Raw genomic sequence first — 25,048 nt, 5'->3', positions numbered from 1 at the left:
CCGTCCGCTCTGTCCAGGAGTCACCCATGGAAGCCCTGCCTCTCATCGATCTGCGTCCGCTGCGCGACGGGAGCGACCCGCACGCCGTCGTCGGCGCGCTCGACGCCGCGTGTACCGACCTCGGGTTCTTCGTCGTCACCGGTCACGGACTCGACCCCGACCTCCGCGCGGCGACGATGGAGCAGGCGCGGCGCTTCTTCGCGCTGCCTTTCGAGGAGAAGATGGAGATCGCCATCGCGAGATCCACCTGTCACAGCGGATATGTGCCGCCGAAGACCGAGGCACTCGACCCCACCGTCGGAGCCGACGGCAAGGAGGCCCTCGACATCACCACCGACCGTGCGGCCGATCATCCGGAGGTGATGGCGGGTACGCCGCTGCACGGTCCGGCACAGTGGCCCGCCTCGCTGATGCCCGACTTCAAGAGTGTCGCCGACGAGTACGCGAAGGCGTGTCTGGACATCAACGCCCACCTCATGCGCGGTCTCGCACTCGCTCTCGGCCTCGACGCCGACGCCTTCGTGCCGATGTTCACCGACCCGCTCGGGTCGCTCCGTATGCTGCACTACGCACCCGTTCCTGTCGGCGATACCACACTCGGCGTCGCGCCCCACACCGACTACGGCTCGTTGACACTGCTCGCCCAGAACGACATCGGTGGGCTGCAGGTCGCCGCGCGAGGCGGCGGATGGATCGACGTCGTGACCCCGCCCGACGCGCTGATCGTCAACCTCGGCGACATGATCGCCCGGTGGACCAACCACCGCTACGTCTCCACCCGCCATCGTGTGCTGAATCCCACACACGGACACCGTTATTCGCTGCCCTATTTCGTCACCCCGGACTACCACGCCGTGATCGAGGCGATCCCGACCTGTGTCGAACCGGGCGCGGAGCCGATCCATCCACCGATCGGGGCCGGCGAGTACCTTCAATCGCGGTTCGAAGCGACGCACGCATACCTCGGGGCCCCGACCGACGGTCAGATCGACAAGCACACCGTCTTCGTCTCCAAGTAGTTCTCCGGCCCGGCGGCGCCGTTCTCGTAATCCCAGACGACAGTCTCCTCTCGGTTCCGGTGATCAGCGAGGCCGCGCGCTCGGCGAGGGCGATCACGGGGGCGTTGGTGTTGCACGACGGGAGCACCGGGATGACGGAGGCGTCGACGACGCGCAGTCCGTCCACGCCGTGGACCCGCAGGTCCGGGTCGACGACGGCGTCGGATCCCACGCCCATCGCGCACACAGCGTGATGAGTCGAATCGACCCCGCTGCATCAACTTCGTGGTACGGCTGCGTTGCGTGTCCGGCCGTACAACGAACGAGACCGATGTCGTGTGCGAAATCCGGCCGGAAACCGCACACAACATCGGTCTCGATGGGTGGGTCTCACAGCATGAGGCGCCAGATGCGGTCGCGGGACAGCGGCAGCTCGTGCGGCCGCACCCCGATGGCGTTGCGCACGGCGTTCGCCAACGCCGGGGCCACCGGGTTGAACGGGGCCTCGCTCATCGACTTCGCGCCCATCGGCCCGAGTTCGTCGTAGGTGTCGGCGAAGTAGACCTCGGTGCGCGGGACGTCCGCGAATTGCGGAATATGGTAGTTGCGTAACACATCTGTCGTCACGCGGCCGGCGTCGTCTGTGATGATCTCCTCGTACATCGACGCACCGAGCGCCTGCGCAGTGCCGCCTTCGATCTGCCCGCGGCACTGCTCGGGGTTGAGGACGGTGCCGGCATCGGCGGCCTGGACCGAGCGGAGGATCCGCACCTCGCCGGTACGGGTGTCGACGGCGACGCGGAATGCCTGCACGTTGAACGACAGCGACCGCGGCAGACCGCCGTGCCGGCCCTCGGTGCGCAACCGGCCACCCGCGACCTGCAGCAGCTCACTGGGAGGGACGAGATGATCGCCGCACCGCACGCCGTCGGCCTGCAGTTCGGCCTGCTCCGGGTCGAGGCCGGTCAGCTCCGCAGCGGCCTTGGTCATCCTGCGTCGCAGTTCGTGGGAGGCCGCCAGCAGCGCCTTCGACGCGACGACCGTGCCCGACGATCCGAACGCGCCGGTGTCGTGGGTGGTGACGTCGGTGTCGGACTGCTGGACCACGATCCGGTCGGGGGTGGTGCCGAGCGCGGTGGCCGCGATCTGGGTGTGGACGGTGGTGGTGCCGTTGCCGAACTCCGCGGTGCCCACCCGGGCGAGATACCGGCCGTCGGGCAGAAGTTCGATCGACGCCTCGGAGATGTGCCCGTTGGGCGGGTTGGTCGCGATCATCGCGAGCGCCATACCCTCGCCGATCCGCCAGTGATCACCGGTCGGCGCGGGCCGGCCACCCGTGCGCGCCATCGCCCGTTCGGCAAGGTCGAGACACTGGTCGAGTCCGTAGCTGCCGTACGTCAGGTCGGCGCCCTCGGGATGCGCGGCGACCAGCGGATCTCCCGGCAGGATGATGTTGCGGCGCCGGAACTCGTACGGGTCGATGCCGAGCTTGCCGGCGAGTTCGTCCATGGCCGACTCCACCGCGAAGATCACCTGGCCGAGACCGTAACCGCGGAAGGCACCCGACGGCCGGTTGTTCGTGTACACGGATTCGGCGTCGACGCGCTTGTTCGGGCATCGGTACACCGCGATCGACTCCGTGCAGCCGTGGAACATCACCCCGGGGCTGTGGTTGCCGTAGGCGCCCGCGTCGGCCAGCACGTCGATCGCGAGGGCGGTGAGGACACCGTCGGCGTCGGCGGCGAGGGTGACGTCGACCCGCATGGGATGCCGGCACGGAGCGACGGTGAGCTGATCGGAACGGGTGAACTCCCACTGCACCGGGCACCCCGTCTTCAGGACCGCCGCCGCGACGACATCTTCGACCAGCATCTCCTGCTTGGCGCCGAAACCCCCGCCCACCCGGGCCGTGTGCACGCGCACCCGGTCCCGGTCGAGTCCGAAGATATGGCACAGCTCGTCGCGCACCAGGAACGGAACCTGTGTGGAACTGCGGATGACGAGCCGTCCGGCCTCGTCGAGATGACCGATGGCTCCGTGTGTTTCGAGATGGGTGTGTTGGACGCGGTGGGTCTGCCAGCGTCCCTGCACCACCGCCGCAGCGGACGCGACCGCCGCGTCGACGTCCCCGCTGCTGCCGTGGATCGCGGCGACGACGTTGCGTCCGGGATCGGCGATGCGCGCGTCGGCGGACTTGTCGGCGTGCAGGAGGGGAGCCCCAGGCTTCCGGGCCTCGTCGGGATCGAGGACGAAGGGCAGTTCCTCGTACTCGACGTGGATCGACGCGAGCGCCCGGTGTGCGATTGCCGGACTCTCGGCGACCACCGCGGCGACCCGCTGTCCGCGGAAGCGCACGACCCGGTCGAACAGGTATGTGTCGTCGGGATCGTCGTTGCGGTTCTCGTGGCGAGCGGTCGAATAGGCGGTGGCCGGGGCGTCGCGGTGGTACAACACAGCGTGGACACCGGGGAACGCCTCGGCGGCCGAGACGTCGACGGAGAGGATCCGCGCATGGGTGTGCGGGCTGCCGAGGACGGCGATGTGCAGCAGGCCCTCGACGGTGGTGTCGAGGGTGTACGGCTCGGTGCCGGTGACGACCCGCGTCGCGGCCGGTGCGCGCTGCGAGCGGCCGCACGACGGGCCATCGACCTGCTCGACGTTGGTGCGCGACCGCAGGGCATCCTCGATCGATCGGTAGCCGGTGCACCGGCACAGGTTGCCCTTCAAGCGTTTCGGCAGGTCGTCGAGATCTTCGTCGGTGAAGGTGGACGCGGTGACGATCATGCCTGCGGTACAGAAGCCGCACTGGAAACCGGCGGCGTCGGCGAACTGTTGTTGGACGGGATGCAGGTCGTCGGGGGTTCCCAGTCCCGCGACCGTGGTGACCTCGCGACCCTCGACCCGCACGGCCGGGACCACGCAGGAGTGGACGGGTTCGCCGTCGAGCAGGACCGAGCACGCGCCGCAGTCGCCGGCGTCGCAGCCCTTCTTGACCTCGAAGTGCTCGGTCTCGCGCAGCAGGGTACGCAGGCACTGGCCGGGCCGGGGGTCGACGTCGCGTTCGCGGCCGTTGACGGTGAGTTTCACGGCTGAACCTCCGTTTTCGGCAGTGCAGTGTTCGACAGTTCGGTGCGGATCTCTTCGGCGAGCACCGCGGTAACGGCACGTCGCCAGTCGGCGGAGCCATGCGCATCGGTGTAGTAGCTCGTCGTCGGGACGAGACGGGCCAGTGCGTCGGACAACGCCTGTGCCGACGGGACTTCCGTGAACCCCAGGAGACAGGGACGCACCGTCGACGCGGTGATCGACAGCGTGACACTGCCGTCGTCGTCGCGGCGTCCGATCACGACGGCCCCCGAACGTCCCAGCGGAGAGAGGGCGATCTTGCGGAAGACCGTGCGGGAACTCAGGACCCGCAGAGGAATCCGGATGCTCCGCAGGATCTCTCCGGGTGCGAGGGCGTTGGAGGCGACTCCGAGGACGAAGTCGGCCACCGGGATCCGCCGTTCGCCGCCGTCGATCGTCCAGATCGCCGCGTCCGCGTCGAGTGCGGTCGCCAGCGAGATCATGGCACCGGCGGGGAAGGACAGGCAGATGTTGCCGCCGACCGTGGCGCGCTTCCAGATCTTCCACGACGCCAACAGTGCCTCGGCGCACTGCCGGAACAGCGGTGCCGCAGTATGTTCCGCCTCGTCCGAGAGTGCGGCCATCTGTTCGACCGTGCAGGTCGCGGCGATCTCGAGAGCGTCGGGGTGCCGGGTCACGGCAGGCCAGCCGAGACCGGACAGATCCACGAGTCGGTGGAGGTGCGGTTGCGGTTCGGAGAACAACCAGGTGCCACCGCCGAGCGGGGCCGCGCCCTCCTCGAAGGTCAGATCGGTGCGGTCGCGGGCGATGTCGTAGGCGGTGATGTTGTGCAGATCCATCGCCTTCACCCCGCCTTGGCGACCAGCGCGGCGTGTTCCGCCGCGACCTGCCGTGCCACGACGTCCTCGTCGACGGTCCGGACCTCGTCGCGGACGACCACCTCACGGCCGTTGATCAACAGCAGTTCGAGAGGCGGTGTGCTGCCGAGGACGAGGGCCGCGACCGGGTCGGCGATGCCGGAGTGGGCGAGGCCGTCGATCCGCCACAACGCCAGATCGGCGAGCTTGCCGGGCTCGATCGATCCGATCTCGTCCTCGCGTCCGAGGACCCGGGCGCCGCCGATGGTGGCGAGTTCGAGGCTCTGCCGCACCGTCATGGCGCGGGGGCCGCTGCGGGCACGGGCGAACAGTGCGGCGTGGTGGGCCTCTTCGAGCATGCAGCACGACTCGTTGCTCGCGGCACCGTCGACACCGAGGCCGAGCGGCACGCCCGCGGCGTAGAGGTCGGCGGCGCGGGCGATGCCGGCACCGAGCCGGGCGTTCGAGGTGGGGCAGTGGGCCGCACCCGTACCCGACGCGGCGAGCACACCGATGTCACGGTCGTCGAGGTGCACGGCGTGCGCGTACCAGACGTCGGGTCCGGTCCAGCCCAGCGACTCCATGTACTGGACGGGCTTGCATCCGAACTTCTCGAGGCAGAAGTCCTCCTCGTCGAGGGTCTCGGCGAGATGGGTGTGCAGCCGCACCCCGAGATCGCGGGCGAGCAACGCGGACTGCTTCAGCAGCTCACCGGTCACCGAGAAAGGCGAGCACGGCGCGAGCGCGACCCGCAACATCGAATCGAACGACGGATCGTGCCAGCGGTCGACGGCCTCGCTGCTGCCCTCGAGGATCGCGTCGATGTCCTCGACGATGTGATCGGGCGGCAGACCCCCGGCGCTCGCACCGAGGTCCATCGACCCGCGGCAGAGATGGAAGCGGATACCGACCTCGGCCGCTGCGGCGATCTCCGCGCCGAAGACGTCACCGCCCTCGCGAGGCACGACGTAGTGGTGGTCGGTGCTGGTCGTGCATCCGGTGCGCACCAGATGCGCGAGTGCGCCCTTGGCCGCGACGTGCACGGCGTCGGCGTCGATGCCACCCCAGACTGGATAGAGGGTGGTGAGCCATTCGAACAGGGTGTGGTCGGCGGCGAGCCCACGCGTGATCCATTGGTACAGGTGGTGGTGGGTATTGATCAGGCCGGGGGTGAGCACGCACCCGGTGCCGTCGACGATCTGCGCGTCGTGTATGGCTGTGCCGTCCTCATGGGCGGGTTCGCCCGACCCGACCGCGACGATCCGGTTGCCGGAGACGACGACATAACCGTCGCGGTGTTCGGCGCGGGCGGCGTCCATGCTCACCACGTGTGCGCCGCGGATGACGAGCGGCCGGGTGGTGGGATGCGCGTGCATAGTCGACTCCTCGGATCGTCGGGAGTCTTCAGTCAACTGCGCCGAACAGATGTACCTCTGCGGCAGCACGCACGAAACACCTCGGAAATCCGCGGCTCGTACTGTGCGATCGTCCAAGACCGTCACCAGGAGGTGAACATCGTGCTTCTTCGAGACGTGGTGGAGGCGCCGGGGCTGGGAATCGGTGTACTGCACGGCGACGCGGAGGCCCTGAGCCGTCCCGTGCTGCGCGCGTGCACCACCGACATGCCCGACCCCACGCGCTACGTCAGCGCAGGCTCGCTCGTGTTCACCGGCCTGGTGTGGCGACGTTCCGTCGAGGACTCCGACCTGTTCGTCAAACGGCTCGTCCGAGCGGGGGTGACGGCGATGGCCGCCGGCGAGGCCCTGCACGGCCGGGTACCCGACGACGTGATCGAGGCGTGTGCACGACATCGCATGCCGCTGCTGGTCGTGCCCGACGAGGTGCCGTTCAGCCGGGTCATCGAATACATGACCGGGCAGATGGCCGGAGCCCGGATGGATCGTCTGCAGACGGGACTGGCACGGCAGCGGCAATGGCTCGCCGCCGTCGCCGACGGTCGGAGTGTGGGGGAGCTGCTCGACGGACTCGCGCAGCAGCTCGGGGTGGAATCGGCGCTGATCACCTCCACAGGCGTGACGGTCGCAGGAGGTGCAGAGCTCGACGACGCCGAACTCGACCGGATCACCGCAGCAGCGTTGACCGCCGACCGCTTTCCACTGCGGCTCGACGGTGACTTCACCGTCCTGCCGGTGGGACGCGGACTGACGGACCGGATCGACGCGTGGTTCCTGGTGATCCGGCACGACGAGAGCGGACCGGAGTGCGTCGAGGCGTTCTCCGAACTCGCCGCGGTGGTCGCTCTCGATCGGATCCGGCGCGACGAACGGCGCCGGGTGGCATGGGAGATCACCGACCGGACCCCGACCGTGCGCGCTGCGGACTCGCGGGTCGCGGTGGCGGCCGAAGCCGAGGGCCGGATCTCGCCGGACGTCCTACGCGGTCTCGTCGAGGACGTCCTGGACGGAGCGGTCACATCGATCGACGCGGCGAACAGGGTGGTCGCCCCGGCGATCGGCAGCGACGTCGACGTGGCACGGCTGTTGAGCCGACGCCTCGGGCGTCTCGCGCCGGCGCTGCGCGGCGACCGGATGTTCGTCGGTGTCGGCGGGCAGAGTTCCGACGACGACCCGGCGGGAGCGGTCCGCGCGGCAGCGTCGGCATGCGCTGCAGCACACAATGATCCGGGCCCGGTGTCGGTGCGACGCGCCGAACTCGATTCGGCGCTCGACCTGTTGTCGACCCTGCCCGACGAACTGCGGCGCGCCTACGCCGACCGGCTGCTCGGGGACGTCGTCGAACACGACCGGCGCACCGACGCGGGTCTGCTCGCGACCCTCGAGGCATTCCTCGACTGCGACGGATCGTGGCGGCGCACGGCCGATCGACTGCACGTGCACCTGAACACGGTCCGCTACCGCATCGGACGGGTCGAAGCGCTCACCGGGCGTTCCCTCACACGCACGGGTGACCGCTTCGACCTGTATCTCGCGTTGCGTTCCTTAGAACCTGCTGTCGTGTGATCGACATCCGTTGTCGCGCCGCATGAGTGATCACATGGCGCCGGTGTAGGGCTCCCAGGCGATGCCGGCATCGGGGGCGTCCTCGCGCAGCACGCTCGCCTGGATCAGTCCGTAGGGCCGGTCGTCGGCGTGGAAGACCTCACCGGCGTTCTCCACTCCGAAACGTGTCAGGTCGTAGAGGAAGTGGTGCTTGTTCGGTGCGGACAGGCGGATCTCGGCGATCGACGGGTAGCGCTCGAGCACGGCGCGGCCCATCTCGTACAGGCTCTCCTGCAGGGCCTTCGAATGCAGGTTCGCGAACACCTCAAGGAGGGTGGCGCGCACGCCCGCGTAGACGGCGTCCCAGTCGACGTCGGTCGACGCGAACCGCCACCGCGCCTGGAGGCTCGTTGCCATGATGCGATCCTCCGCCGGTTCGAGAACCGTGTACGGGTCGGTGAGGAAGCCCTGGAACTCCGAGCCGGTGGACTTGAGGACGACGAGATCCTTCAGGCCGCCGACCACCCATTCGCGTCGGTCGGTCCCGGTGCCCTCGACGGTGATCGCGGCGGTGCGGACCTCGGATCCCTTGCGCGTCCAGGTGTGGTCGTGCTCGGCGCCGTCGACGACGACCCGCTCCCAGGCGTACTCCTCGATCTCGATGCGCGCCGAGCGGACGGGTTCGACGTCGTCGACGAAATGCCGCGCGAGCGCGAGGCCGTACTCCTCGACGAACTCGACGCCCTTCTCCTTGGCGTAGGAGTAGATGGTCTGCTTCTGGCTGTCGGTGGGCAGCACCGTGCCCTGATCTCCCTCGAGATGTGCGGCGTCGAAATCGCCGTGCAGGCAGGACGAGACGTTCAGGTCGCGGATCTCGTGCCGGTCGGTGTCGCGCACGATGCGCACCACCCGATTCTCGGCCTTGCCGTAGCGGTGCGGTCCGAGGACGATCTTGCCGGTCAGTTCGGTCATGGTGGTCAGCTCCCGCGGTAGGTGGAATACGAATAGGGCGACAGGAGGAGCGGCACGTGGAAGTGGCTGCTGCCCTCCGGGATACGGAAGGTGACGGTCACCTCCGGATAGAAGGACGCGACTCCGCGGCGCGAGAACCAGTCACCGGTGGCGAAGGTCAGGTGGTAGGTGCCCTCGGGCAATGGATCGGTGAAACCGGTGAGACGACCGTCGTCGTCGGTGACACCGGCGCCCAACGAGGTTCCGTGCGTATCGGTGAGGGCGACGCGCAACCCCACCGCGGGGGCACCGGCCGTCGCGTCGAGCACGTGGGTACTCAGGGTGTTCATGCGCGGCTCCCTGCGGTCTCGATGACGATCCGCTCGAGGCGGAGTCGGGTGATCTCGGCGAGCGCCGCACGCATCTCGGCTTTCTCGCTCTCCGGGTCGTTGTCGAGGCGACGCTCGAGGATCTCCAGCAGTTCCGGGGCCGTGCGGCCGGCGGCGCGGACGAGGTAGACGTGCCCGAACCGTTCCTCGTATTCACGGTTGCCGGCGGCGAGCCGGTCGAGGATGTCGGCGTCGGCCGTGGCGACGGCGGACTGCTCGCGACGGGAAGCAGCGTGTTCGCTGCGTTCGCCGATGCGCGGGTGGCCGGCGAGGGCGTCGGTGAGGTCGTCACCGTCGAGGTTCTCGGCCGCGGCAGCGGCGGCGGTGAGCAGCACGGTGCGCGAACCGAACGGGCGCGCTGCGACGACGGAGTGTGCCCATGTCCGGCTCGAACAGCAGTCGAGCAACAGAGCGACGGCCTCGTCCTCGGGCATCGCATCGAACCGGGCCGTTGTGAGCTGCACGGACCCTCCTTTCGTCGGTGCATTCGATACTGTCCGGTGGGCGTGCGGCGGGGGAGGTGCAAGCGCTACAGAGTTCGGTTCGCCGCGGGTGCGCCGGTTGGATGATCGGCCAACGAGGTGGTTGCGTCTTGAACGTTTTTCTGGAATAGTTCCAGTTATTGGATTTATTCCAGAAGAAGTGGGCGACCCGGGTGGGGTCGCAGGGTTGAAGGAGTGATCACATGTTCACCGCCGACCGTCCTCGAGCAGTGACGCTTCCGCCGGTCGTGCTCGGCGGACTGCGACCTCTCTACCGGCAGATGGTCCGCAACAACGTTCCGGCCGCATCGTTCGAGCACACCGCCGGACGGGCCGTCTTCGACGTCTGCCTGATCGCGGGGGAGCACGGTCCGCAGCTGCAGGTCCGCGCCCGCGACTTCGGGATCGACTTCACGCTCGCGATGACCACGCACTTCCGTATCGCGCCCGTGATGAGCGACGACCAGTACCGCGCACTGTGCTCGGTGCTCGCACCCGGCGCCGAACCGGCACCAGGCATCGTCCTCGACTTCCTGCAGCAGGTGGTCGTGCAGTCGCCCGCGGTGCTCGCGCGGACGCATACCTGCGCTGCCTGACGAGCACACGACCGTTCGAGCCCGGTGGGATCACTCCCGCCGGGCTCGACCCGTATCGGAGCAGGTGTCAGAGCAGAGCCGTGTCGAACGTGGTGATCGCCTCGGGATCCGCGATCACCTCTAGCGCCACAATGCGACCGTCCTCGACGGTGAAGCGGAACACCGACCGCACGATCCCGCCCGGCGCCCAGGCCGCCCCGGGCACACCGTCGATCGTCGCGGGCACCGCGCCGCGTGCGCGGCCGTGGAAGGCGTGTGCCACCGCGTCGGCGCCGCGCAGTTCCGGCTCGAGTGCGGGGCCACCGTGCAGCCTGCCCGTCTCGGAATTCGCTGCCGCCACAGTGTCGGCGCGGAGCACCACGTCGGGATCGAGCACCGCGAGCAGATCCTCGAAGCGGCCCTCGCGGGCCGCGACGAGGAAGGCGTCGACCACCCGACGCGGATCCCCGGCCCCCGATGACGTCGTACGTGCACCGCGCACCCGTCTCCGCGCACGACTGGCGAGCTGACGCGTCGCGGCTGCGGATCGGCCCACGACGGGCGCGATCTCGTCGAACGGCATGCCGAACATGTCGTGCAGCACGAAGGCGAGACGTTCGGCGGGACCGAGCGCGTCGAGGACCACCATCATCGCGATACCGATCGAATCTGCAAGCACTGCTTCGTCTTCAGGTGCCTCGGAGCTGTCGCTCCGTCGAGGCGGTTCGACGGGTTCGCCGACCACGACCTCGTGACGCGCCGAACGTGCGCGCAGCATGTCGAGGCACACGCGGCTCATCACGGTGGTGAGCCAGCCGCCGAGATTGTCCACGGACTCGGTGTCGGCGCGGACGACCTTGAACCACGTCTCCTGCACCGCATCGTCCGCCTCCGCAGCCGACCCCAGCATCCGGAAACCGACGGCGCGCAAGCGCTCGCGGTGCGCGTCGAACTCCCTCGCCAGAAATTCCTCGTCCATGGTCGTCACATTCTTCCGTCGGGATCCGTCAAGGAAGTGACGGATCCCGAAGAACCGATGTGACAGGAGCAGGCGATGGAAGCACGAATGAACAATCCCGTGATGGTGCTGCCCGGCACCCTCGACGCGTTGCAGGCCGCGGGCCGGACCTACGAGAACACCGGGCTCCCGGCCCTCACGGTCCACCTGGTGCACCTGCGGGCCAGCCAGATCAACGGATGCAGCTTCTGTGTGGAGATGCACACGCGCGAAGCGCTGGACGACGGGGAGAACGTCGAACGGCTCACGGCGGTCGCGGCCTGGCGCGAATCGCGACGATTCACGGAGGCCGAGCGCGCCGCACTCGCGCTCACCGAGGCCGTCACGCGGATCGCCGACCGGCCGGAGGCCGTCTCCGACGAGGTGTGGGACGCCGCGGCCGACATCTACGACGAGAAGCAGCTGGCCGCGCTGGTCATGCAGATCGCGACGATCAACATGTGGAACCGGGTCAACGCCACGATCCGGCAACCGGCCGGAACGGCACCCCGGAGCTGAAATCACGAATGGCCCGGCTGGAATCCTGCCGGGCCGTTCGGAGCAGTGCGTCTACAGCGCCGGGTCTACAGACCGGGTCGCTTGCCGACCGTGAGCGTGACCTCGCCGGTGTGCGCGAAGAAGTCGTTGCCCTTGTCGTCGACGACGATGAATGCGGGGAAGTCCTCGACCTCGATCTTCCAGACCGCTTCCATGCCGAGCTCTTCGTACTCGAAGACCTCGACGTTCTTGATGCAGTCGAGCGCCAGACGCGCGGCCGGACCGCCGATCGAACCTAGGTAGAAGCCGCCGTACGTGTGGCATGCGTCGGTGACCTGCTTGGAGCGATTGCCCTTCGCGAGCATCACCATCGAGCCACCGGCGGCCTGGAACTGGTCGACGTAGGAGTCCATACGACCGGCCGTCGTCGGGCCGAACGAACCCGACGCCAGACCCTCGGGGGTCTTCGCCGGACCGGCGTAGTAGACCGGGTGATCCTTCAGGTACTGCGGCATCTCCTCACCACGGTCGAGGCGCTCCTTGATCTTCGCGTGCGCGATGTCGCGCGCGACGACCAGCGGACCGGTGAGCGACAGGCGCGTCTTGACCGGGTGCTTGGACAGCTCCGCGAGGATCTCCGGCATCGGCCGGGTGAGGTCGATCTTGACCGCGGCACCCTTGCCGGTGCCCGAGACGCCCGACGTCTCGGAGTCGAGCTGGCTGTCGGTGACCTCGGGCAGGAACTGACCGGGGTTGAACTCGAGCTGCTCGAGGAAGACACCCTCGGGCGTGATCTTGGCCTTGGCCTGGCGGTCGGCCGAGCAGGAGACGGCGATCGCGACGGGCAGCGACGCGCCGTGGCGCGGCAAGCGGACGACGCGGACGTCGTGGCAGAAGTACTTGCCACCGAACTGCGCGCCGATGCCGATCTTCTGGGTGAGCTCGAAGACCTTCTTCTCGAGTTCGAGATCGCGGAAGCCGCGGCCGGTGATGGCACCCTCGGTGGGCAGCTCGTCGAGGTAGTGCGCCGAGGCGTACTTGGCCGTCTTGAGCGCGAACTCGGCGGAGGTGCCGCCGACAACGATCGCGAGGTGGTAGGGCGGGCACGCCGCGGTGCCGAGCGACCGGATCTTGGCCTCGAGGAACTGCATCATCGAGTCCGGGTTCAGGATCGCCTTCGTCTCCTGGTACAGGTACGACTTGTTGGCCGATCCGCCGCCCTTGGCCATGAACAGGAACTTGTAGGCGTTCTCGTGGCCCTTCGCGGTGTCCGCGTACAGCTCGATCTGCGCCGGCAGGTTGTTGCCCGTGTTCTTCTCGTCCCACATCGTCAGCGGGGCGTTCTGCGAGTACCGCAGGTTCAACTTCGTGTACGCGTCGTACACACCGCGCGCGATGGACTCCTCGTCGTCACCCGGGGTGAGCACCTGCTGGCCGCGCTTGCCCATGACGATGGCGGTGCCGGTGTCCTGGCACATGGGCAGCACGCCGCCGGCGGCAATGTTTGCGTTCTTCAGGAGGTCGAGCGCAACGAACTTGTCGTTGTTCGACGCCTCGGGGTCCTCGAGGATGCTCGCCAGCTGCTTCAGGTGATCCGTGCGCAGGTAATGGGAGATGTCGTGCAGCGCGGTCTCGGTGAGCAGGCGCAGGGCCTCGGGTTCCACCTTCAGGAAGGTGCGGCCGTCGGGTCCTTCGACGGTGGACACCCCCTCGGTGGTCAGCAACCGATACTCGGTGGGGTCTTCCCCGATCGGCAGCAGGTCCTCGTAGAGGAAGTCGGCCATTGTTTCTCCTGGAAGAGGGCTGGTGATCGCCGTACACGTTAGCGGCGCCGGCGCAAGGCCTTGACAACGGGGCATGTGACGGACTCGACCTGCAAACTCGATGTGACCTGCGTCTCGCGACTTTCGGCGGCGTGTTTATGTCGCCGACGACCGGAAATCCCGCAAGGGAGTCGAGGCCGGAGTGTTCGCCGTCACGGCGGCCGGCAGGCCCCGATCCGTACACTTGACCGGATGTTCGAGAGTTTCCGGAGGGATCGCACGTGACCGTAGAAATCGAACGGTTGCCCTCGCCCGAGACCGGACGCCTGCCGTCGCTGGCCTGGCTTCCCCGTTTCCACGCCTGGATCGATCTCGCCGTCGTGATCGCGGTGCTCGTCACCACCAACCTGATCGCCCACTTCACCACGGCGTGGGCGTCGATCGCGACCGTGCCGATCGCAGCATGCGTGCTGGTCGCGATGATGCGTCGACGCGGCATGCGCTGGTCGGAACTCGGCCTCTCACCCCGGCACTGGAAGAAGGGGACGCTCTACTCGGTAGCAGCCGTGGCCCTCGTCCTGGCGGTGGTGGCGATCGGCATCGCCCTGCCGTTCACCAGGCAGTTCTTCCTCTCCGAGCGCTACGCCACGATCTCCGGTGCCCTCGTCGCCTCGATGATCATCATCCCGCTCCAGACCGTCATCCCCGAGGAACTCGCCTTCCGCGGGGTGCTCCACGGAACCCTCGAGCGAGTGTGGGGCGCACGCGGGGTCTTCGCCGCGGGATCCCTGCTGTTCGGGCTGTGGCACGTCGCCTCGTCGTTCGGTCTCACGGCGGGTAACGCCGGCCTCAGCGCCTTCCTCGGTGCCGGGCTGCTCGCGCAGATCGCCGGCATCGTCGGCGCGGTGATCGCGACCGCCGCCGCGGGCTTCGTCTTCACGTGGCTGCGTCGTCGCAGCGGCAGCATCCTCGCGCCCATCGCCCTGCACTGGTCGCTCAACGGCGCCGGTGCCCTCGCCGCCGCGCTCGTCTGGCACGCCACACTCAACTGATGGCGCTGGCGGTCTGTCTCCTGTTCGACCCCGAGACCGACCGCGCGATCCGGCGCCTGTGGGGCCGGGATGTTCCGGCGCGGCCGGGCGTCGCTCGTGCCCGCCCCCTCGTCCGAACTCGTGCAGCGACAGGACCGCGTCGTGCGGGTCGTGGAGACGACGGGAGCGGACCTGCACCGCTACTACGTCCCGGGACGCTGGACCCCGCACTGTTCGCTGAGTCCCCGAACCCGGCGTGAGGAACTCGACCGTCTGGGCGCGGTCGTCTACGACGTGCTGCCCATCGACGCGACGCTCGATCGCGCGGTGCTGATCGACACCGCCACCGGCGAGCACACGCCGCTACGGATGATCCCGTGAGGGAAACTCACTCCTCGGGGTTCTCCACCCACGGTCCGTACGGAGGTGGGCCCTCGCTCTGGATCTGCAGGCCGAAGTGCGGACAGTGCTTCCACACGTAGCCGTGCAGGACGTGTTCTTCCGACGTCGCGGTGTTCATCAGTACGAGGTCGCCGCTGGGGCGGTGTTCGAGGGCGAAGCCGGACTCCCGCTGATCGAGAACCCACCATTTCGCAGTGCTCATGTCGGTGTCCTCCGCATGATCCGCTCGGCAGACGCGCACCTCCACATTAGCGCGGAAACCATTCGTGATCGGCCGATTCGGCGATCACGATCCGGTTCAGGACCCGGGCCGTCGCCTCATCGGCGGGATAGAACGCCTCGATCGCCAGTTCCGACACCGTCACGTCGAGCGGGGTCCCGAAGAGGGTGGTCGTGCTGAAGAACGACAACTCGCCGGCCTCGGTCCGCAACCGCATCGGCACGACCAGCGAATGCGGTTCGATCTCCTCCACCGGATCGTCGCAGGGATAACCGGCGAGTTCGTCGTACAGGCGCAGCAGGACAGGGTCGGCGGTCGCACCGATCTGGTGTTGCAGCCGGGCGAGCAGATGACCGCGCCACTGCCCGAGATCGACGATGCGCGGCGCCAGTCCCCGCGGGTGCAGAGTCAGTCGCAGCACGTTGATCGGCGGTTCCAGCAGTTCCGGAGCGCACCCCTCGACGAACACCCCGACGGCGTCGTTGGAATCGACCATCGTCCAGTGCCGGTCGACGACGAGTGCGGGAAAGGGGTGGTGCGACGACAGGATTCGCGTGATCGCGTCGGAGATCGCCGCCATCGGCATATCGCCGAGGTGATGCTCGGGGTAGACAGGCGCATGTCCCGCCGCGACCAGAATGGTGTTGCGTTCGCGCAGCGGGATGTCCAGCCGGTCACTCAGCTTCAGCACGGTCGCGCGTGACGGGCGGGACCGGCCGGTCTCGACGAAGCTGAGATGCCGCGACGAGATGCCGGCGGTATGGGCCAGGGTGAGCTGGCTCAGGCCGCGGCGCTCGCGCCATGCCCGCAGCAGGGCGCCGGCGTGGGGAGTGTCGACCGTGGTCATGCACCCGACAGTAGAGCCGGCCGGGAACGGTCACCATTACTTCCCGGGTAAATTCCCCGACGTCGACCGTGCCCGGTCCTGGTACGAATCCCCGGGGTACCAGGCGATCCTCCCGCTCCGCACCGAGAACTCCGAGGGATGGGCGGTCGTCGTGCAGGGCACACCGCCCGGCTACCGCGCCACCCACTTCCTCGACAAGGTGTTCGGCGCTCAGCGGTAGTTCAGGACAGGATGCCGGCCGCCCGGGCCGGTTCGGCGTAGGCCCGCGCCAGCGACTCCACCGTCTCGTGGGCGTTCAACCCGCTCGGATTGGGCACCACCCACAACGGGACGTCACCGATCGTGTCGTCCTGCCGCCCGGCCTTCGCCTTGCGCCGGCCGAAGGCCGCGCGGTAGGCGGTGATGCCCGCGACCGCCACGGCGCGAGGGCGGAACTCCGCCACCACGTGCGCCAGATGGCGTCCGCCCTCACGCAGTTCCTCGTCGGTGAGCTCGTCGGCGCGGGCCGTCGCACGCGGCGCCAGGTTCGTGATGCCGACACCCCGCTCGAGCAGGTGATCGCGGTCGGCGTCGCTCATACCGGACGACGCGTCGATCGGCCGGTCGACGATGCCGGCACGGAACAGGGCGGGGTAGAAGCGATTTCCGGGCCGCGCGAAGTGGGCTCCCGTCGCCGCGGTCCACAATCCCGGATTGATGCCGACGAACAACAGGCGGCAACCGGGCGCGACGAGATCGGGGATCACCGCATCGCGGAAGGACTCGAGTTCGGCTCGTGTGAAACCCATCCACCCAAAATAGCCGGAGCGACGCTCAGTCCGGCGGGAGCCAGGCTCCGTGCAGGCCGGCCGGGACACGGATCGGCAGACGGACCCGCGCGATCGGGCCCGATGCCGGGTCGGATGCGGGGAAGATCAGGAACCAGCTCGACATGTCCGCGCGGTCGGTGGCGATCGCGCCCCAGTAGCCGCCCGAATCACCCGAGAGATAGGCGGGTTCGCCGGGGGAGAGGGTCTCGTGTGCCCAGACTGCTTCGGTCCCGGACGCCACATCGAACCAGAAGAGCGAATCAGCTGCTCCCGCTGGGAGTTTCTGCGACCTGCTGCGCCCGATGGTCGCGACGACGGAGTGGCCGAGGGTCATCGACCGGTCGTCGATGCGGGGGAACTCGATGTCTCGTTCGTGCAGGGTCGTGCGGGTCACCCCGTCGCGACCGATCACGGCGCGTCGCAGGACGGACCGGTTCGGACCTGCCTTCTCGGTCAACGCGCCCGGATACGCCCACTCCACGTAGTCGAGCGCGACGTCGCCGTCGGGCAGGTCGAAGGCATTGGCGGTGTGCCACATCCAGAACGTGTCGGTCGAGAACCACCGCACCGCGCCGCCGTCGCGGGGGACGAGCGCGACACGCGTTCCGAGATCCGGCTTCCAGTCGAGCGGCGACCCGCCGGAGAAGATCTGCGAGAGATCGAACACGAGCGGGGCCAGGACCAGAACGACATAGGTCGGCGTCAGTGCCATGTCGTGGATCATCAACGGCCGGTCCATGCCGTCGATCGGGGTGGGCGCGCGCGTCACCGTCCCGTCCGGTGCGACCACCGACCAGGTCAGATACGGCGGGTCGAGCATGTAGCAGAAGGCGACCATCTCGCCGGTGTGCGGATCGATCTTCGGGTGCGCCGTCAGCCCGACCGGCAGGGTTCCGTCGAAGGTCTCGCGTCCGAGCGTCTCGAGGTCGGAACCCAGGGTGTACGGTGGCGCCGCTTCGGCCATCGCCATGAGCCGCCCGCCGTGCCGGACGATGTTGATGTCCGGCAGCTCGCGCATGGTGTTCGCCAGGTCGGGCCCGACCTCCTCCTCGGGAGGGAAGTACGGATCGGTGATGCCGGCCCACAGCGCGCGACCGGCCTTCTCCTCCGCGACGACCTGCGGGGTCCGCACGAACCTGTTCGTGTAGCGCGCGGTGCCCCCGGCGATCTGCACGCGGTGGACCATGCCGTCGCCGTCGATCGGGTAGACGTAGTGACCGATCGGGTCGAAGCGCGGATTGGGTCCGTTGCGGAGATAGCTTCCGTGCAGATCTGCGGGCAGTTCCCCGTGGACCTCCAGCTCGCGGACGTCCACTTCCTCGCGTTGAGGCGCGAACAGGCCACTGAGGTGCGGATGGTGTGCCAGGTCGACAGGCGCCGGACGTTGCATGACGACTCGCTTCGGTGGAGGCGATTCTTCTGTGGGGCAATCGTAGGACCGGGAAGGGCGATCGGTTCGTGATTCGGCGCGCCCGATCCCACACCCACGGACGGGGACCGTGCATCGGATAGAGTTGTTGCCTACGTGCAGGACTGATAGTGCGGCCGCACGGCCGCGACGTTAGGGGAAGGTGTGCAGCGCCGGAACGCGATCGGAAACTCCGTCCGGAACACCGGAGGTGACGAGGCCACGTTGCCGCCGTACACGGATCTTCTCTGGCCGACCGTGCAGGCGGTGATCGAACTCGGCGGATCCGGTGTCATCGAGGAGATCGATTCCGCCGTGATCTCCCGGACGGGACTGTCCGAGGCCGCACAGGCGGTACTCCACGGTGACGGCCCCGGAACGGAGATCGAATACCGGCTGGCCTGGGCCCGGACCTACCTCAAGGGCATGGGTCTGCTGTCGAATACCCGCCGCGGTGTGTGGAGCGTGACCGACCGTGGCCGCGCCGTGCGCGAGTCGGAGATCAAGCCCATGCAGGTCGCGTACACGGCCGAGAAGCGTCGCAAGCGCATGGTGCGGAACGTCTCGCAGGGTGCCCAGGTCGTGCCGCTCGCAGCCGCCCCCGAGGATCCCGAACTGTGGCGCGAACCCGTCCTCGGTGCCGTCGCCGACCTGTCGGAGGACGGTTTCGAACGGCTCGCCACCGCGGTACTGCGCGCGGCCGGATTCACCACCCTGACGATTCCGGCCCCGGGCGGATCCCACGCTCCCGAGGGCGCCGGTCACGTCGAGGGCACCGGTGTCCTGCGCGTATCGCTGCTGAGCTTCTCGGTGTTCTTCCGTTTCCTGCGGGCACCGGAGAAGGCGGGTGCCGACGTGGTCCGCGAGTTCCGCGCCGCGATGGTCGGGCGGGGCGAGAAGGGTCTGCTCGTCGCCACCGGATCGTTCACCGAGGACGCGCGCGCCGAAGCCCACCGGCACGGCGCCCCGCCGATCGATCTCGTCGACGGCGACGGGTTGTGCGATCTGCTCAAGGAGCACGGTCTCGGTGTCCGTTCCACGGTGCGGACGGTCGAGGACGTCTCCCTGGTGCCGGCCTTCTTCGCCGAACTGTCCGGCCGCTGACCTCGTAGCGCCGTTGCGGATATCGCCTGCCGCGACCTGTCGAATTCTCGGTGTGGCCGGTGGGACGGCTGTGATTGTGATGCAATACGGCGGACGTACAGACGGCAATACGAAGGACAGGTTGCGATGAGCCTTTCGCGGCGGGACATGTTGCGGTACGCGACGCTCGGATCGGGCGTCGCGTTGATCTCTGCGCTCGGCGCACCGGGTCTGGCTCAGGGACGCCCGGTGCTCGGGACCATCATCGACTACTCGGCCGCCGTACCGTCGCCGTCGTCGATCCGCGCCGCCGGCCATATCGGCGCCATCCGGTACGTGTCCGATGCACGACCCGATGCCGCCTGGATGCGCGCCAAGCCGCTCACCGGACGGGAAGCGGACGCGCTGCTCGACAGCGGACTCGAAGTGGTCTCGTGCTACCAGTACGGCAAGGCCGCGACCGCCGACTGGCTCGGTGGTTACGAGGCGGGGCTGAAGCACGCCCGGCGCGGCCTCGACCTCCACTACGCGGCCGGTGGCCCGGAGAACCGACCGATCTACGCCTCGATCGACGACAACCCGACCTTCGAGCAGTTCACGCTCCAGGTCGTGCCGTATCTGCTGGGCTGGCAGGAAGTGGTCGGCGCCGGAAATCTCGGTGTGTACGCCAACTCGCCGACGATCGACTGGGCGTCGGCGGTCTCCCTCGGGTCCTTCTACTGGCAGCACGACTGGGGCACGCCCAACGGGTACGTGCATCCGCGGGCGAACCTGCACCAGATTCCGGGCGAGGTCCGGATCGAGGGCATCGGCGTCGACATCAACCACGTGCTCACGCCCGACTACGGCCAGTGGTCGCTCGCCGGCAGCGCACCGAGTTCGGACCCGGGACTCCTGGGAAGTTAGCGCTCGGGTCGGGTGTCGTCGACGGGTCGCACGGAGCGGCCCGGCGGCGGGATGAGGACCGTGAAGACCAGTCCCACCACCGCCGCCCACATCGCCACCAGGAAGGTGGCGCGGAACCCTTCGAGTGCGGGCACCACGGAGTCGCCGATGCGCTGGGTCATCGCCGCCAGCATCACACCCACCACCGCTGCGGCGCTCGTCGTGCCGATCGACCGCATCAGGGTGTTGAGGCTGTTGGCCGCGGCGGACTCGCGCAACGGCACGGCGCCCATGATGAGCGCGGGCATCGCCGCGTAGGCGAGACCCACACCGGCGCCGATGAGCATCGAGGCGCCGACGATGTGCCAGACCTCCTGGTACAGCACGTACGCCATCAGATAGCCGAGGCCTACGAGCACTGCGCCGCAGCCGAGGGTCACGCGGGCGCCGAACCGCGTCGTGATGCGCGCCGAGACGGGGGACAGCGCCATCATGACGAGTCCGGCGGGGGCGAGCGCGATCCCGGCGGTGACCATCGTCTGGCCGAAACCGTAACCGGTCTCCGTCGGCGCCATCAGCAGCTGCGGGAACGCCAGGATGTTCGAGTACATCGAGAACCCGAGCGCGACCGACGCGAGATTCGTCATGAGGATCGGCCGGCGGGCGGACAGTCGAAGGTCCACGAGCGGACGCGATATCCGCAGTTCGTACAGGCCCCAACCGACGAACACCACGACTGCCCCCGCGAGCATCCCGAGCGTGGCCGGGGCGGTCCATCCCCAGTCGTTGCCCTTGGTGACGGGCAGGAGCAACAACACGAGGGCGACGGAGAGCAGCAGCGCCCCGGCGATGTCGAAACGTCCCGGATTGCGGTGCGACGATTCGGGCACGACGAACAGGATCGCGGTGATACCGATGAGCCCGAGGACCAGCGACGCGACGAACAGCATGTGCCAGTCGGTCGCCTGGGCGACGAAGGCCGCGGCCGGAAGGCCGATCGCGCCGCCGACACCCATCGTGGCGCTGATGGTGGCCATGGCGCCCGGGAGTCGCCGGGAAGGCAGCTCGTCGCGCAGGATCGCGATACCGAGCGGGATCGCGCCCATCGCGGCGCCCTGGAGAGCCCGGCCGACCACGAGCGGGACGAGGGTCGTCGCGAGCGCGCAGACCGCCGAACCGAGCACCATGAGCGAGAGCGAGGTCAGCAGCATCCGGCGTTTGCCGAACATGTCGCCGAGGCGACCGCTGATGGGGGTGACCACCGCGCCGGCGAGCAGAGTCACCGTCACAGCCCAGGACGTGTTCTCGGGTGACGCGCCGACGAGCACCGGCAGCCGCGGGAGGATCGGGACGATCAGGGTCTGCATGAGCGCGACGCTGATCCCGACGGTCGCGAGGACCGGCACGATGCCGCGCGGGGCAGGAATCTCCCGGGTGGAGAGCGGTGTCTCTACGGCCATGCGGCTCCTCGGTCCGGGGCCGGGGTGACGCGGCCTACAACGACAATTTGTGCGCAATACGAACGACGCTGCCATCGTGTCTAACACGGCAGGGCCGTCGATCCCTAGTGCCCTCCCGCCGTCCGGTCCTGCGTGGCCGTTCGACCGGCGTCCGGTGTCAGGACTGACAGTGCTTGTCGGGCTCGGATTCGTCGACGGTGATCGAGAGCGGCGGATGCTCGTCGGGCGCGGAATGATCGCCGCGCCACGCCAGCAGCGACCAGCGCGACAGGCCGGACAGTGCCGAGCCGAGACTCGCGAACGACAGTGAGGACAACGCCGAACCGAACGACCCGACGGAGCCGATGGACAGAACCGACCCGCAGCCACCGATCGACAGGATCGAGTACGAGGAACCGATCGACAGGATCGACCGCTCCGAGGCGATCGACAGGATCGAGCGGTGAGAGAGGAGTGAGCGGCGGGAATTCACGGACGCGGCGCCGGCCGGGTGCCGCAGACGACGCTGCTTCGACGGGATGCGCGACGCGGTGAAGGCCATGCTCCGGTCTATCACGCCCGGCGTCGACGGGGGAAGACACGAAGGCCGCCGGGAGAAACTCCCGGCGGCCTTCGGTGAGTACGTGAATCAGGGAACGGCGACGAGACCCACGGTGGGCAGGAAGGTGCACGAACGCGGATCGGCGCCCTCGTCCTGCGTGGTGATTCCACCGGAGATCACGGCAAGGACCTGACCCGAACCGGTGTCGGCGATCGCGCTCAGCGTGGTCGGGCCGTCGGGGTTGATCTTCGCGTCGTTGGTGAGCGGTTGCGTGCCCGTGCGTCCGTTGGAGACGTTGACCCAGCTCAGGGTGAGCGGCTGTTGCTGTTCGCCGGCGGCGGGTGCGGTGCCCAGCGCGGTGAAGACGAAGCCGGTCTGGCCTGCGCCCGGTCCGGGAGGGGGAAGGTGCGACGGACCCGCGACCGCGAGGGCGGTGCCCACGGAGTCCTGGCTGTCGCCGATGCAGCCCTTGCCGATAGTCGGGTAGAGGAACTGCGAGATCACCACGGCGCCGGGCTCGGGGATCTCGGGTCCGCCGCCGCCGCTGCCATCGAGGAAGGTGATGACGCGCTGGAGCGTGCTCTTCACCGATTCGGGGAGCTCGGAGTTCGCGAGCAGTTCCTTGGCCTGCGCCAGCAGGTCGTTCTTGCCGTCGGCCGCGTCGGCGACATCGGCGGGGCCCGCGGCCGCACCGATGATCGCGGGCGCAAGGGAAGCCAGGGCCTCGGCCTCTTCGGGGTTCGCCCGGACCCCGGCGAGCAGGTCGGTCAACGACTCTACGGAAAGATCAGCGGGAATCTCGAACTGGGGCAGTTCGACGAGCCCTGCCAGGTCCGGCAGTACGGGTGGCGCCGGTTGCGCGACGGCCTGCGTAGGCACGGCCAATCCCGCGGTGGCGGCGAGTGCGCACAGCGTGAGCGCCCGTCGCATTCCTCGAGTACGAAGCACTGTTCCCCATCCTTGTCGTTGAAGCATCCGGTTGTTCGGGACGAACGACCGGATGCTGACGGCTCGAGGAGACACTCTATGGACCCCCCGCACACGGGACAAGCCTGCCGTTTCGGAACGGCGCGCCCATCGCTGGTTCGGGATTCTAACCACGGGGTGTTCCGTCCCTCGGATCCTGTCGAACATAACGCGTTCGACCTGAGAAGATTGTGACTGTAGATGAAATCGTTACGGGAGTGAACTCCGGTTCGTTTGCATGCCTATCGGAACGGTAATCTCCTTCGCCGGGTCCGGTTCACCGGACGGACGTTCGACGGGAGAGGCCGCACCGCAGTGCCACGAGGGTTTCCTTCGCACCGGATGTGGTGGTGCGCGGCGTTACTGGCGCTGTCCGTCGTCGTCCGGATCGCCTGGGGATTCATCACTCCCAACGGCATGAACCTCGTCGACCTGCACGTCTACGTCGACGGATCGGCCGCTCTGCTGCAGGGCGACCTCTACGGGTTCACCTATTCGGAGGACACCCCCGACTTCCCCCTGCCGTTCACCTATCCGCCCTTCGCCGCGCTCGTCTTCCTGCCCCTGCACCTGATCCCGTTCGGAATCCTGGGCGTGGCCTGGCAGCTGCTGACGGTCGCGGCGCTGTTCGCCGTCGTGTGGATCTCGCTCGAACTCGTCGTGGACGCGCGGGCACGGAGCCGGTCGTGGGTCGGTGTCGCGATGCTGTGGACGGCTGCGGGCATATGGACCGAGCCGGTACGCACGACCCTCGACTACGGCCAGATCAACGTCTTTCTCGTCCTCGGCGTGATGCTCGTGGCCCGCAGTTCCCGGTGGTGGCTGTCGGGTGGGCTCGTCGGCGTGCTTGCCGGGATCAAGCTCACGCCTGCCATCACCGGCCTGTACTTCCTCGCGCAGCGACGCTGGCGCGAGGCGGTGTTCTCCGCGGTCGTCTTCGTGGGGACCGTCCTGGTGAGCCTGCTCGTGCTCGGCTCCCAAGCCGCCACCTATTTCGGGTCCCTCTTCGGCGACGCGGATCGGATCGGGCCGGTCGTGTCGGTGTGGAACCAGTCGCTGCGCGGAGCGCTGGGTCGTCTCGCGGGTGAGGACGTCGGACTCGGGCCGGTGTGGCTGGTCGGCGTCGTGGTCTGCGCGGTCCTCGCGTTCGCGGCGTGGCGGTCGCTGGAACCGCTGCCCGACGGAACGCGCGACCGTCTCGGCACGCTGCTGATCGTGCAGTTGTTCGGTCTGCTCGTCTCGCCCATCTCGTGGGTCCACCACTGGGTGTGGGTGGTCCCTTTGCTGCTGTGGCTTCTCTACGGACCCTTGGCGCGGTCGCTCGGAGCCCGCATCGTCGCCGCGTGCTGGGCCGCGGTCACGCTGATCGGCGTTCCGTGGGTACTGAGTACGGCGCAGAACTCGATCTGGGATGTCGAACGTCCCGCTCCGCTCGCCTGGCTCGGCGCCGTCAACGTGGTCGGTGTCCTCGCCGTCTACGTCGTCGTGATCCTCGCAGCCCGGGGACGTGAGGGGCAGGACGAACGGGTGACTACAGACCCGAGCGCCGTGCCTCCTCGTCGATCCGACGCGCAAGAGCCGGATCCGACTCCGTGATGCCACCGGCGGAATGCGTGCTCAACGCGAAGGTCACCTTCCGCCACCTGATGTCGATGTCCGGATGGTGATTCGCCTCCTCGGCGACGACGGCCACCCGGTCGACGAGTGCGATCGCGTCGGGGAAGGTGGGCGCCTCGATGGTGCGGACCAGCGACTGTCCCGCGCGGTGCCAGTGCGGCAACTCGGCCAGCGCGGCGTCGATCTCTCCGTCCGTCAGCAGCTGGGACATGACTCATTCTG

26 protein-coding genes and 1 pseudogene are annotated in these 25,048 nt (G+C 68.4%); 10 read left to right on the top strand and 17 right to left on the bottom strand.

The features are described from left to right. The first annotated feature begins 26 nt into the window (after window positions 1-26). A complete protein-coding gene (locus AC6CID_RS03170) occupies window positions 27-1,019 on the top strand; it encodes an isopenicillin N synthase family dioxygenase (RefSeq protein ID WP_006550608.1) in 993 nt (330 codons plus the stop codon). Between the two features lie 55 nt (window positions 1,020-1,074). Here the strand turns inward: AC6CID_RS03170 and AC6CID_RS03165 are convergent. The 4 genes and pseudogenes from AC6CID_RS03165 to AC6CID_RS03150 form a co-directional block, all read right to left on the bottom strand. Continuing rightward, window positions 1,075-1,254, bottom strand: a pseudogene (locus tag AC6CID_RS03165) (GMC oxidoreductase); the annotation flags it as partial. A gap of 134 nt (window positions 1,255-1,388) precedes the next feature. Continuing rightward, window positions 1,389-4,085: a molybdopterin-dependent oxidoreductase gene (locus AC6CID_RS03160; RefSeq protein ID WP_498353553.1), complete on the bottom strand. Its 2,697-nt coding sequence runs from the start codon at window positions 4,083-4,085 to the stop codon at window positions 1,389-1,391. After that, a complete protein-coding gene (locus AC6CID_RS03155) occupies window positions 4,082-4,924 on the bottom strand; it encodes an FAD binding domain-containing protein (RefSeq protein WP_498353552.1) in 843 nt (280 codons plus the stop codon). The genes AC6CID_RS03160 and AC6CID_RS03155 overlap by 4 nt, the downstream gene beginning before the upstream one ends. Window positions 4,925-4,929: 5 nt before the next feature. After that, window positions 4,930-6,318 (bottom strand): 8-oxoguanine deaminase, encoded by a 1,389-nt coding sequence (locus tag AC6CID_RS03150; RefSeq protein WP_498353551.1) that lies wholly within the window; start codon window positions 6,316-6,318, stop codon window positions 4,930-4,932. Between the two features lie 141 nt (window positions 6,319-6,459). On the opposite strand from AC6CID_RS03150, the gene AC6CID_RS03145 reads away from it, so the two are divergent. Beyond that, window positions 6,460-7,923 carry a helix-turn-helix domain-containing protein gene (locus AC6CID_RS03145; protein WP_498353550.1) on the top strand — a complete coding sequence of 488 codons (1,464 nt, stop codon included), beginning with the start codon at window positions 6,460-6,462 and terminating at the stop codon, window positions 7,921-7,923. Between the two features lie 30 nt (window positions 7,924-7,953). On the opposite strand, the gene pucL is transcribed toward AC6CID_RS03145, so the two are convergent. The 3 genes from pucL to uraD are packed head-to-tail and all read right to left on the bottom strand — an operon-like array spanning window position 7,954 to window position 9,706. Beyond that, the gene (gene pucL / locus AC6CID_RS03140; RefSeq protein WP_217580013.1) at window positions 7,954-8,874 is read right to left on the bottom strand and encodes a factor-independent urate hydroxylase; all 921 of its coding nucleotides are present in this window, start codon (window positions 8,872-8,874) and stop codon (window positions 7,954-7,956) included. Window positions 8,875-8,879: 5 nt separating this feature from the next. Next, window positions 8,880-9,203, bottom strand: a complete 324-nt coding sequence (gene uraH / locus AC6CID_RS03135) for a hydroxyisourate hydrolase (RefSeq protein ID WP_006550603.1) — start codon at window positions 9,201-9,203, stop codon at window positions 8,880-8,882. After that, window positions 9,200-9,706: a 2-oxo-4-hydroxy-4-carboxy-5-ureidoimidazoline decarboxylase gene (gene uraD / locus AC6CID_RS03130; protein ID WP_006550602.1), complete on the bottom strand. Its 507-nt coding sequence runs from the start codon at window positions 9,704-9,706 to the stop codon at window positions 9,200-9,202. The genes uraH and uraD overlap by 4 nt, the downstream gene beginning before the upstream one ends. Window positions 9,707-9,927: 221 nt before the next feature. Here uraD and AC6CID_RS03125 point away from each other — a divergent pair, with 221 nt between their 5' ends. Beyond that, window positions 9,928-10,320 (top strand): DUF6037 family protein, encoded by a 393-nt coding sequence (locus tag AC6CID_RS03125; RefSeq protein ID WP_024103407.1) that lies wholly within the window; start codon window positions 9,928-9,930, stop codon window positions 10,318-10,320. A gap of 67 nt (window positions 10,321-10,387) precedes the next feature. Here AC6CID_RS03125 and AC6CID_RS03120 read toward each other — a convergent pair whose 3' ends face one another. Then, entirely contained in the window at window positions 10,388-11,278 is an 891-nt protein-coding gene (locus tag AC6CID_RS03120) for a sigma-70 family RNA polymerase sigma factor (RefSeq protein ID WP_498353549.1), read from the bottom strand. Window positions 11,279-11,353: 75 nt separating this feature from the next. Between AC6CID_RS03120 and AC6CID_RS03115 the strand changes: the two genes are divergently transcribed. Continuing rightward, window positions 11,354-11,815: a carboxymuconolactone decarboxylase family protein gene (locus tag AC6CID_RS03115; RefSeq protein WP_498353548.1), complete on the top strand. Its 462-nt coding sequence runs from the start codon at window positions 11,354-11,356 to the stop codon at window positions 11,813-11,815. Window positions 11,816-11,880: 65 nt separating this feature from the next. On the opposite strand, the gene AC6CID_RS03110 is transcribed toward AC6CID_RS03115, so the two are convergent. Continuing rightward, window positions 11,881-13,578, bottom strand: coding sequence for a fumarate hydratase (locus AC6CID_RS03110; RefSeq protein ID WP_498353547.1), 1,698 nt, complete (start codon window positions 13,576-13,578; stop codon window positions 11,881-11,883). 281 nt (window positions 13,579-13,859) lie between these two features. Between AC6CID_RS03110 and AC6CID_RS03105 the strand changes: the two genes are divergently transcribed. Next, complete coding sequence (locus AC6CID_RS03105; RefSeq protein WP_085989295.1) at window positions 13,860-14,609, top strand: CPBP family intramembrane glutamic endopeptidase; 750 nt, start codon at window positions 13,860-13,862, stop codon at window positions 14,607-14,609. A 69-nt stretch (window positions 14,610-14,678) separates the two neighbouring features. Next, window positions 14,679-14,969, top strand: a complete 291-nt coding sequence (locus AC6CID_RS03100) for a 2'-5' RNA ligase family protein (RefSeq protein ID WP_248846208.1) — start codon at window positions 14,679-14,681, stop codon at window positions 14,967-14,969. A gap of 7 nt (window positions 14,970-14,976) precedes the next feature. On the opposite strand, the gene AC6CID_RS03095 is transcribed toward AC6CID_RS03100, so the two are convergent. Then, complete coding sequence (locus tag AC6CID_RS03095; protein ID WP_026061451.1) at window positions 14,977-15,192, bottom strand: hypothetical protein; 216 nt, start codon at window positions 15,190-15,192, stop codon at window positions 14,977-14,979. Window positions 15,193-15,238: 46 nt separating this feature from the next. Beyond that, a complete protein-coding gene (locus tag AC6CID_RS03090) occupies window positions 15,239-16,057 on the bottom strand; it encodes a helix-turn-helix domain-containing protein (RefSeq protein ID WP_019288031.1) in 819 nt (272 codons plus the stop codon). Here AC6CID_RS03090 and AC6CID_RS03085 point away from each other — a divergent pair. After that, a complete protein-coding gene (locus AC6CID_RS03085; protein WP_482127283.1) occupies window positions 16,056-16,277 on the top strand; it encodes a DUF1330 domain-containing protein in 222 nt (73 codons plus the stop codon). The genes AC6CID_RS03090 and AC6CID_RS03085 overlap by 2 nt on opposite strands. Window position 16,278: 1 nt before the next feature. On the opposite strand, the gene mug is transcribed toward AC6CID_RS03085, so the two are convergent. Continuing rightward, window positions 16,279-16,845 (bottom strand): G/U mismatch-specific DNA glycosylase, encoded by a 567-nt coding sequence (gene mug, locus AC6CID_RS03080; RefSeq protein ID WP_019288033.1) that lies wholly within the window; start codon window positions 16,843-16,845, stop codon window positions 16,279-16,281. A gap of 25 nt (window positions 16,846-16,870) precedes the next feature. Continuing rightward, complete coding sequence (locus AC6CID_RS03075) at window positions 16,871-18,256, bottom strand: carotenoid oxygenase family protein (protein ID WP_217580012.1); 1,386 nt, start codon at window positions 18,254-18,256, stop codon at window positions 16,871-16,873. Between the two features lie 183 nt (window positions 18,257-18,439). Here AC6CID_RS03075 and AC6CID_RS03070 point away from each other — a divergent pair, with 183 nt between their 5' ends. Together AC6CID_RS03070 and AC6CID_RS03065 are read left to right on the top strand one after the other, a co-directional pair. Beyond that, complete coding sequence (locus AC6CID_RS03070; RefSeq protein WP_006550592.1) at window positions 18,440-19,378, top strand: restriction endonuclease; 939 nt, start codon at window positions 18,440-18,442, stop codon at window positions 19,376-19,378. 126 nt (window positions 19,379-19,504) lie between these two features. Then, window positions 19,505-20,263, top strand: coding sequence for a DUF1906 domain-containing protein (locus AC6CID_RS03065; RefSeq protein ID WP_217580011.1), 759 nt, complete (start codon window positions 19,505-19,507; stop codon window positions 20,261-20,263). Here the strand turns inward: AC6CID_RS03065 and AC6CID_RS03060 are convergent. The 3 genes from AC6CID_RS03060 to AC6CID_RS03050 form a co-directional block, all read right to left on the bottom strand. Continuing rightward, window positions 20,260-21,702 carry an MFS transporter gene (locus AC6CID_RS03060; RefSeq protein ID WP_482127285.1) on the bottom strand — a complete coding sequence of 481 codons (1,443 nt, stop codon included), beginning with the start codon at window positions 21,700-21,702 and terminating at the stop codon, window positions 20,260-20,262. The genes AC6CID_RS03065 and AC6CID_RS03060 overlap by 4 nt on opposite strands. A gap of 157 nt (window positions 21,703-21,859) precedes the next feature. Continuing rightward, window positions 21,860-22,243, bottom strand: a complete 384-nt coding sequence (locus AC6CID_RS03055; protein WP_006550589.1) for a hypothetical protein — start codon at window positions 22,241-22,243, stop codon at window positions 21,860-21,862. Between the two features lie 87 nt (window positions 22,244-22,330). Next, window positions 22,331-23,173: an Rv1157c family protein gene (locus AC6CID_RS03050; protein WP_006550588.1), complete on the bottom strand. Its 843-nt coding sequence runs from the start codon at window positions 23,171-23,173 to the stop codon at window positions 22,331-22,333. Between the two features lie 378 nt (window positions 23,174-23,551). Here AC6CID_RS03050 and AC6CID_RS03045 point away from each other — a divergent pair, with 378 nt between their 5' ends. Next, on the top strand, window positions 23,552-24,805 hold the full coding sequence (locus AC6CID_RS03045; protein ID WP_498353546.1) for a mannosyltransferase: 1,254 nt from the start codon (window positions 23,552-23,554) through the stop codon (window positions 24,803-24,805). On the opposite strand, the gene AC6CID_RS03040 is transcribed toward AC6CID_RS03045, so the two are convergent. Next, window positions 24,741-25,037 carry a 4a-hydroxytetrahydrobiopterin dehydratase gene (locus tag AC6CID_RS03040; RefSeq protein ID WP_006550586.1) on the bottom strand — a complete coding sequence of 99 codons (297 nt, stop codon included), beginning with the start codon at window positions 25,035-25,037 and terminating at the stop codon, window positions 24,741-24,743. The genes AC6CID_RS03045 and AC6CID_RS03040 overlap by 65 nt on opposite strands. Window positions 25,038-25,048: the final 11 nt, after the last annotated feature.

It is taken from the genome of Rhodococcus sp. GQ147, from assembly GCF_059759155.1.
The sequence above is the reverse complement of the archived record's forward strand: the minus strand, read 5'-3'. Positions and strand labels throughout refer to the sequence as shown.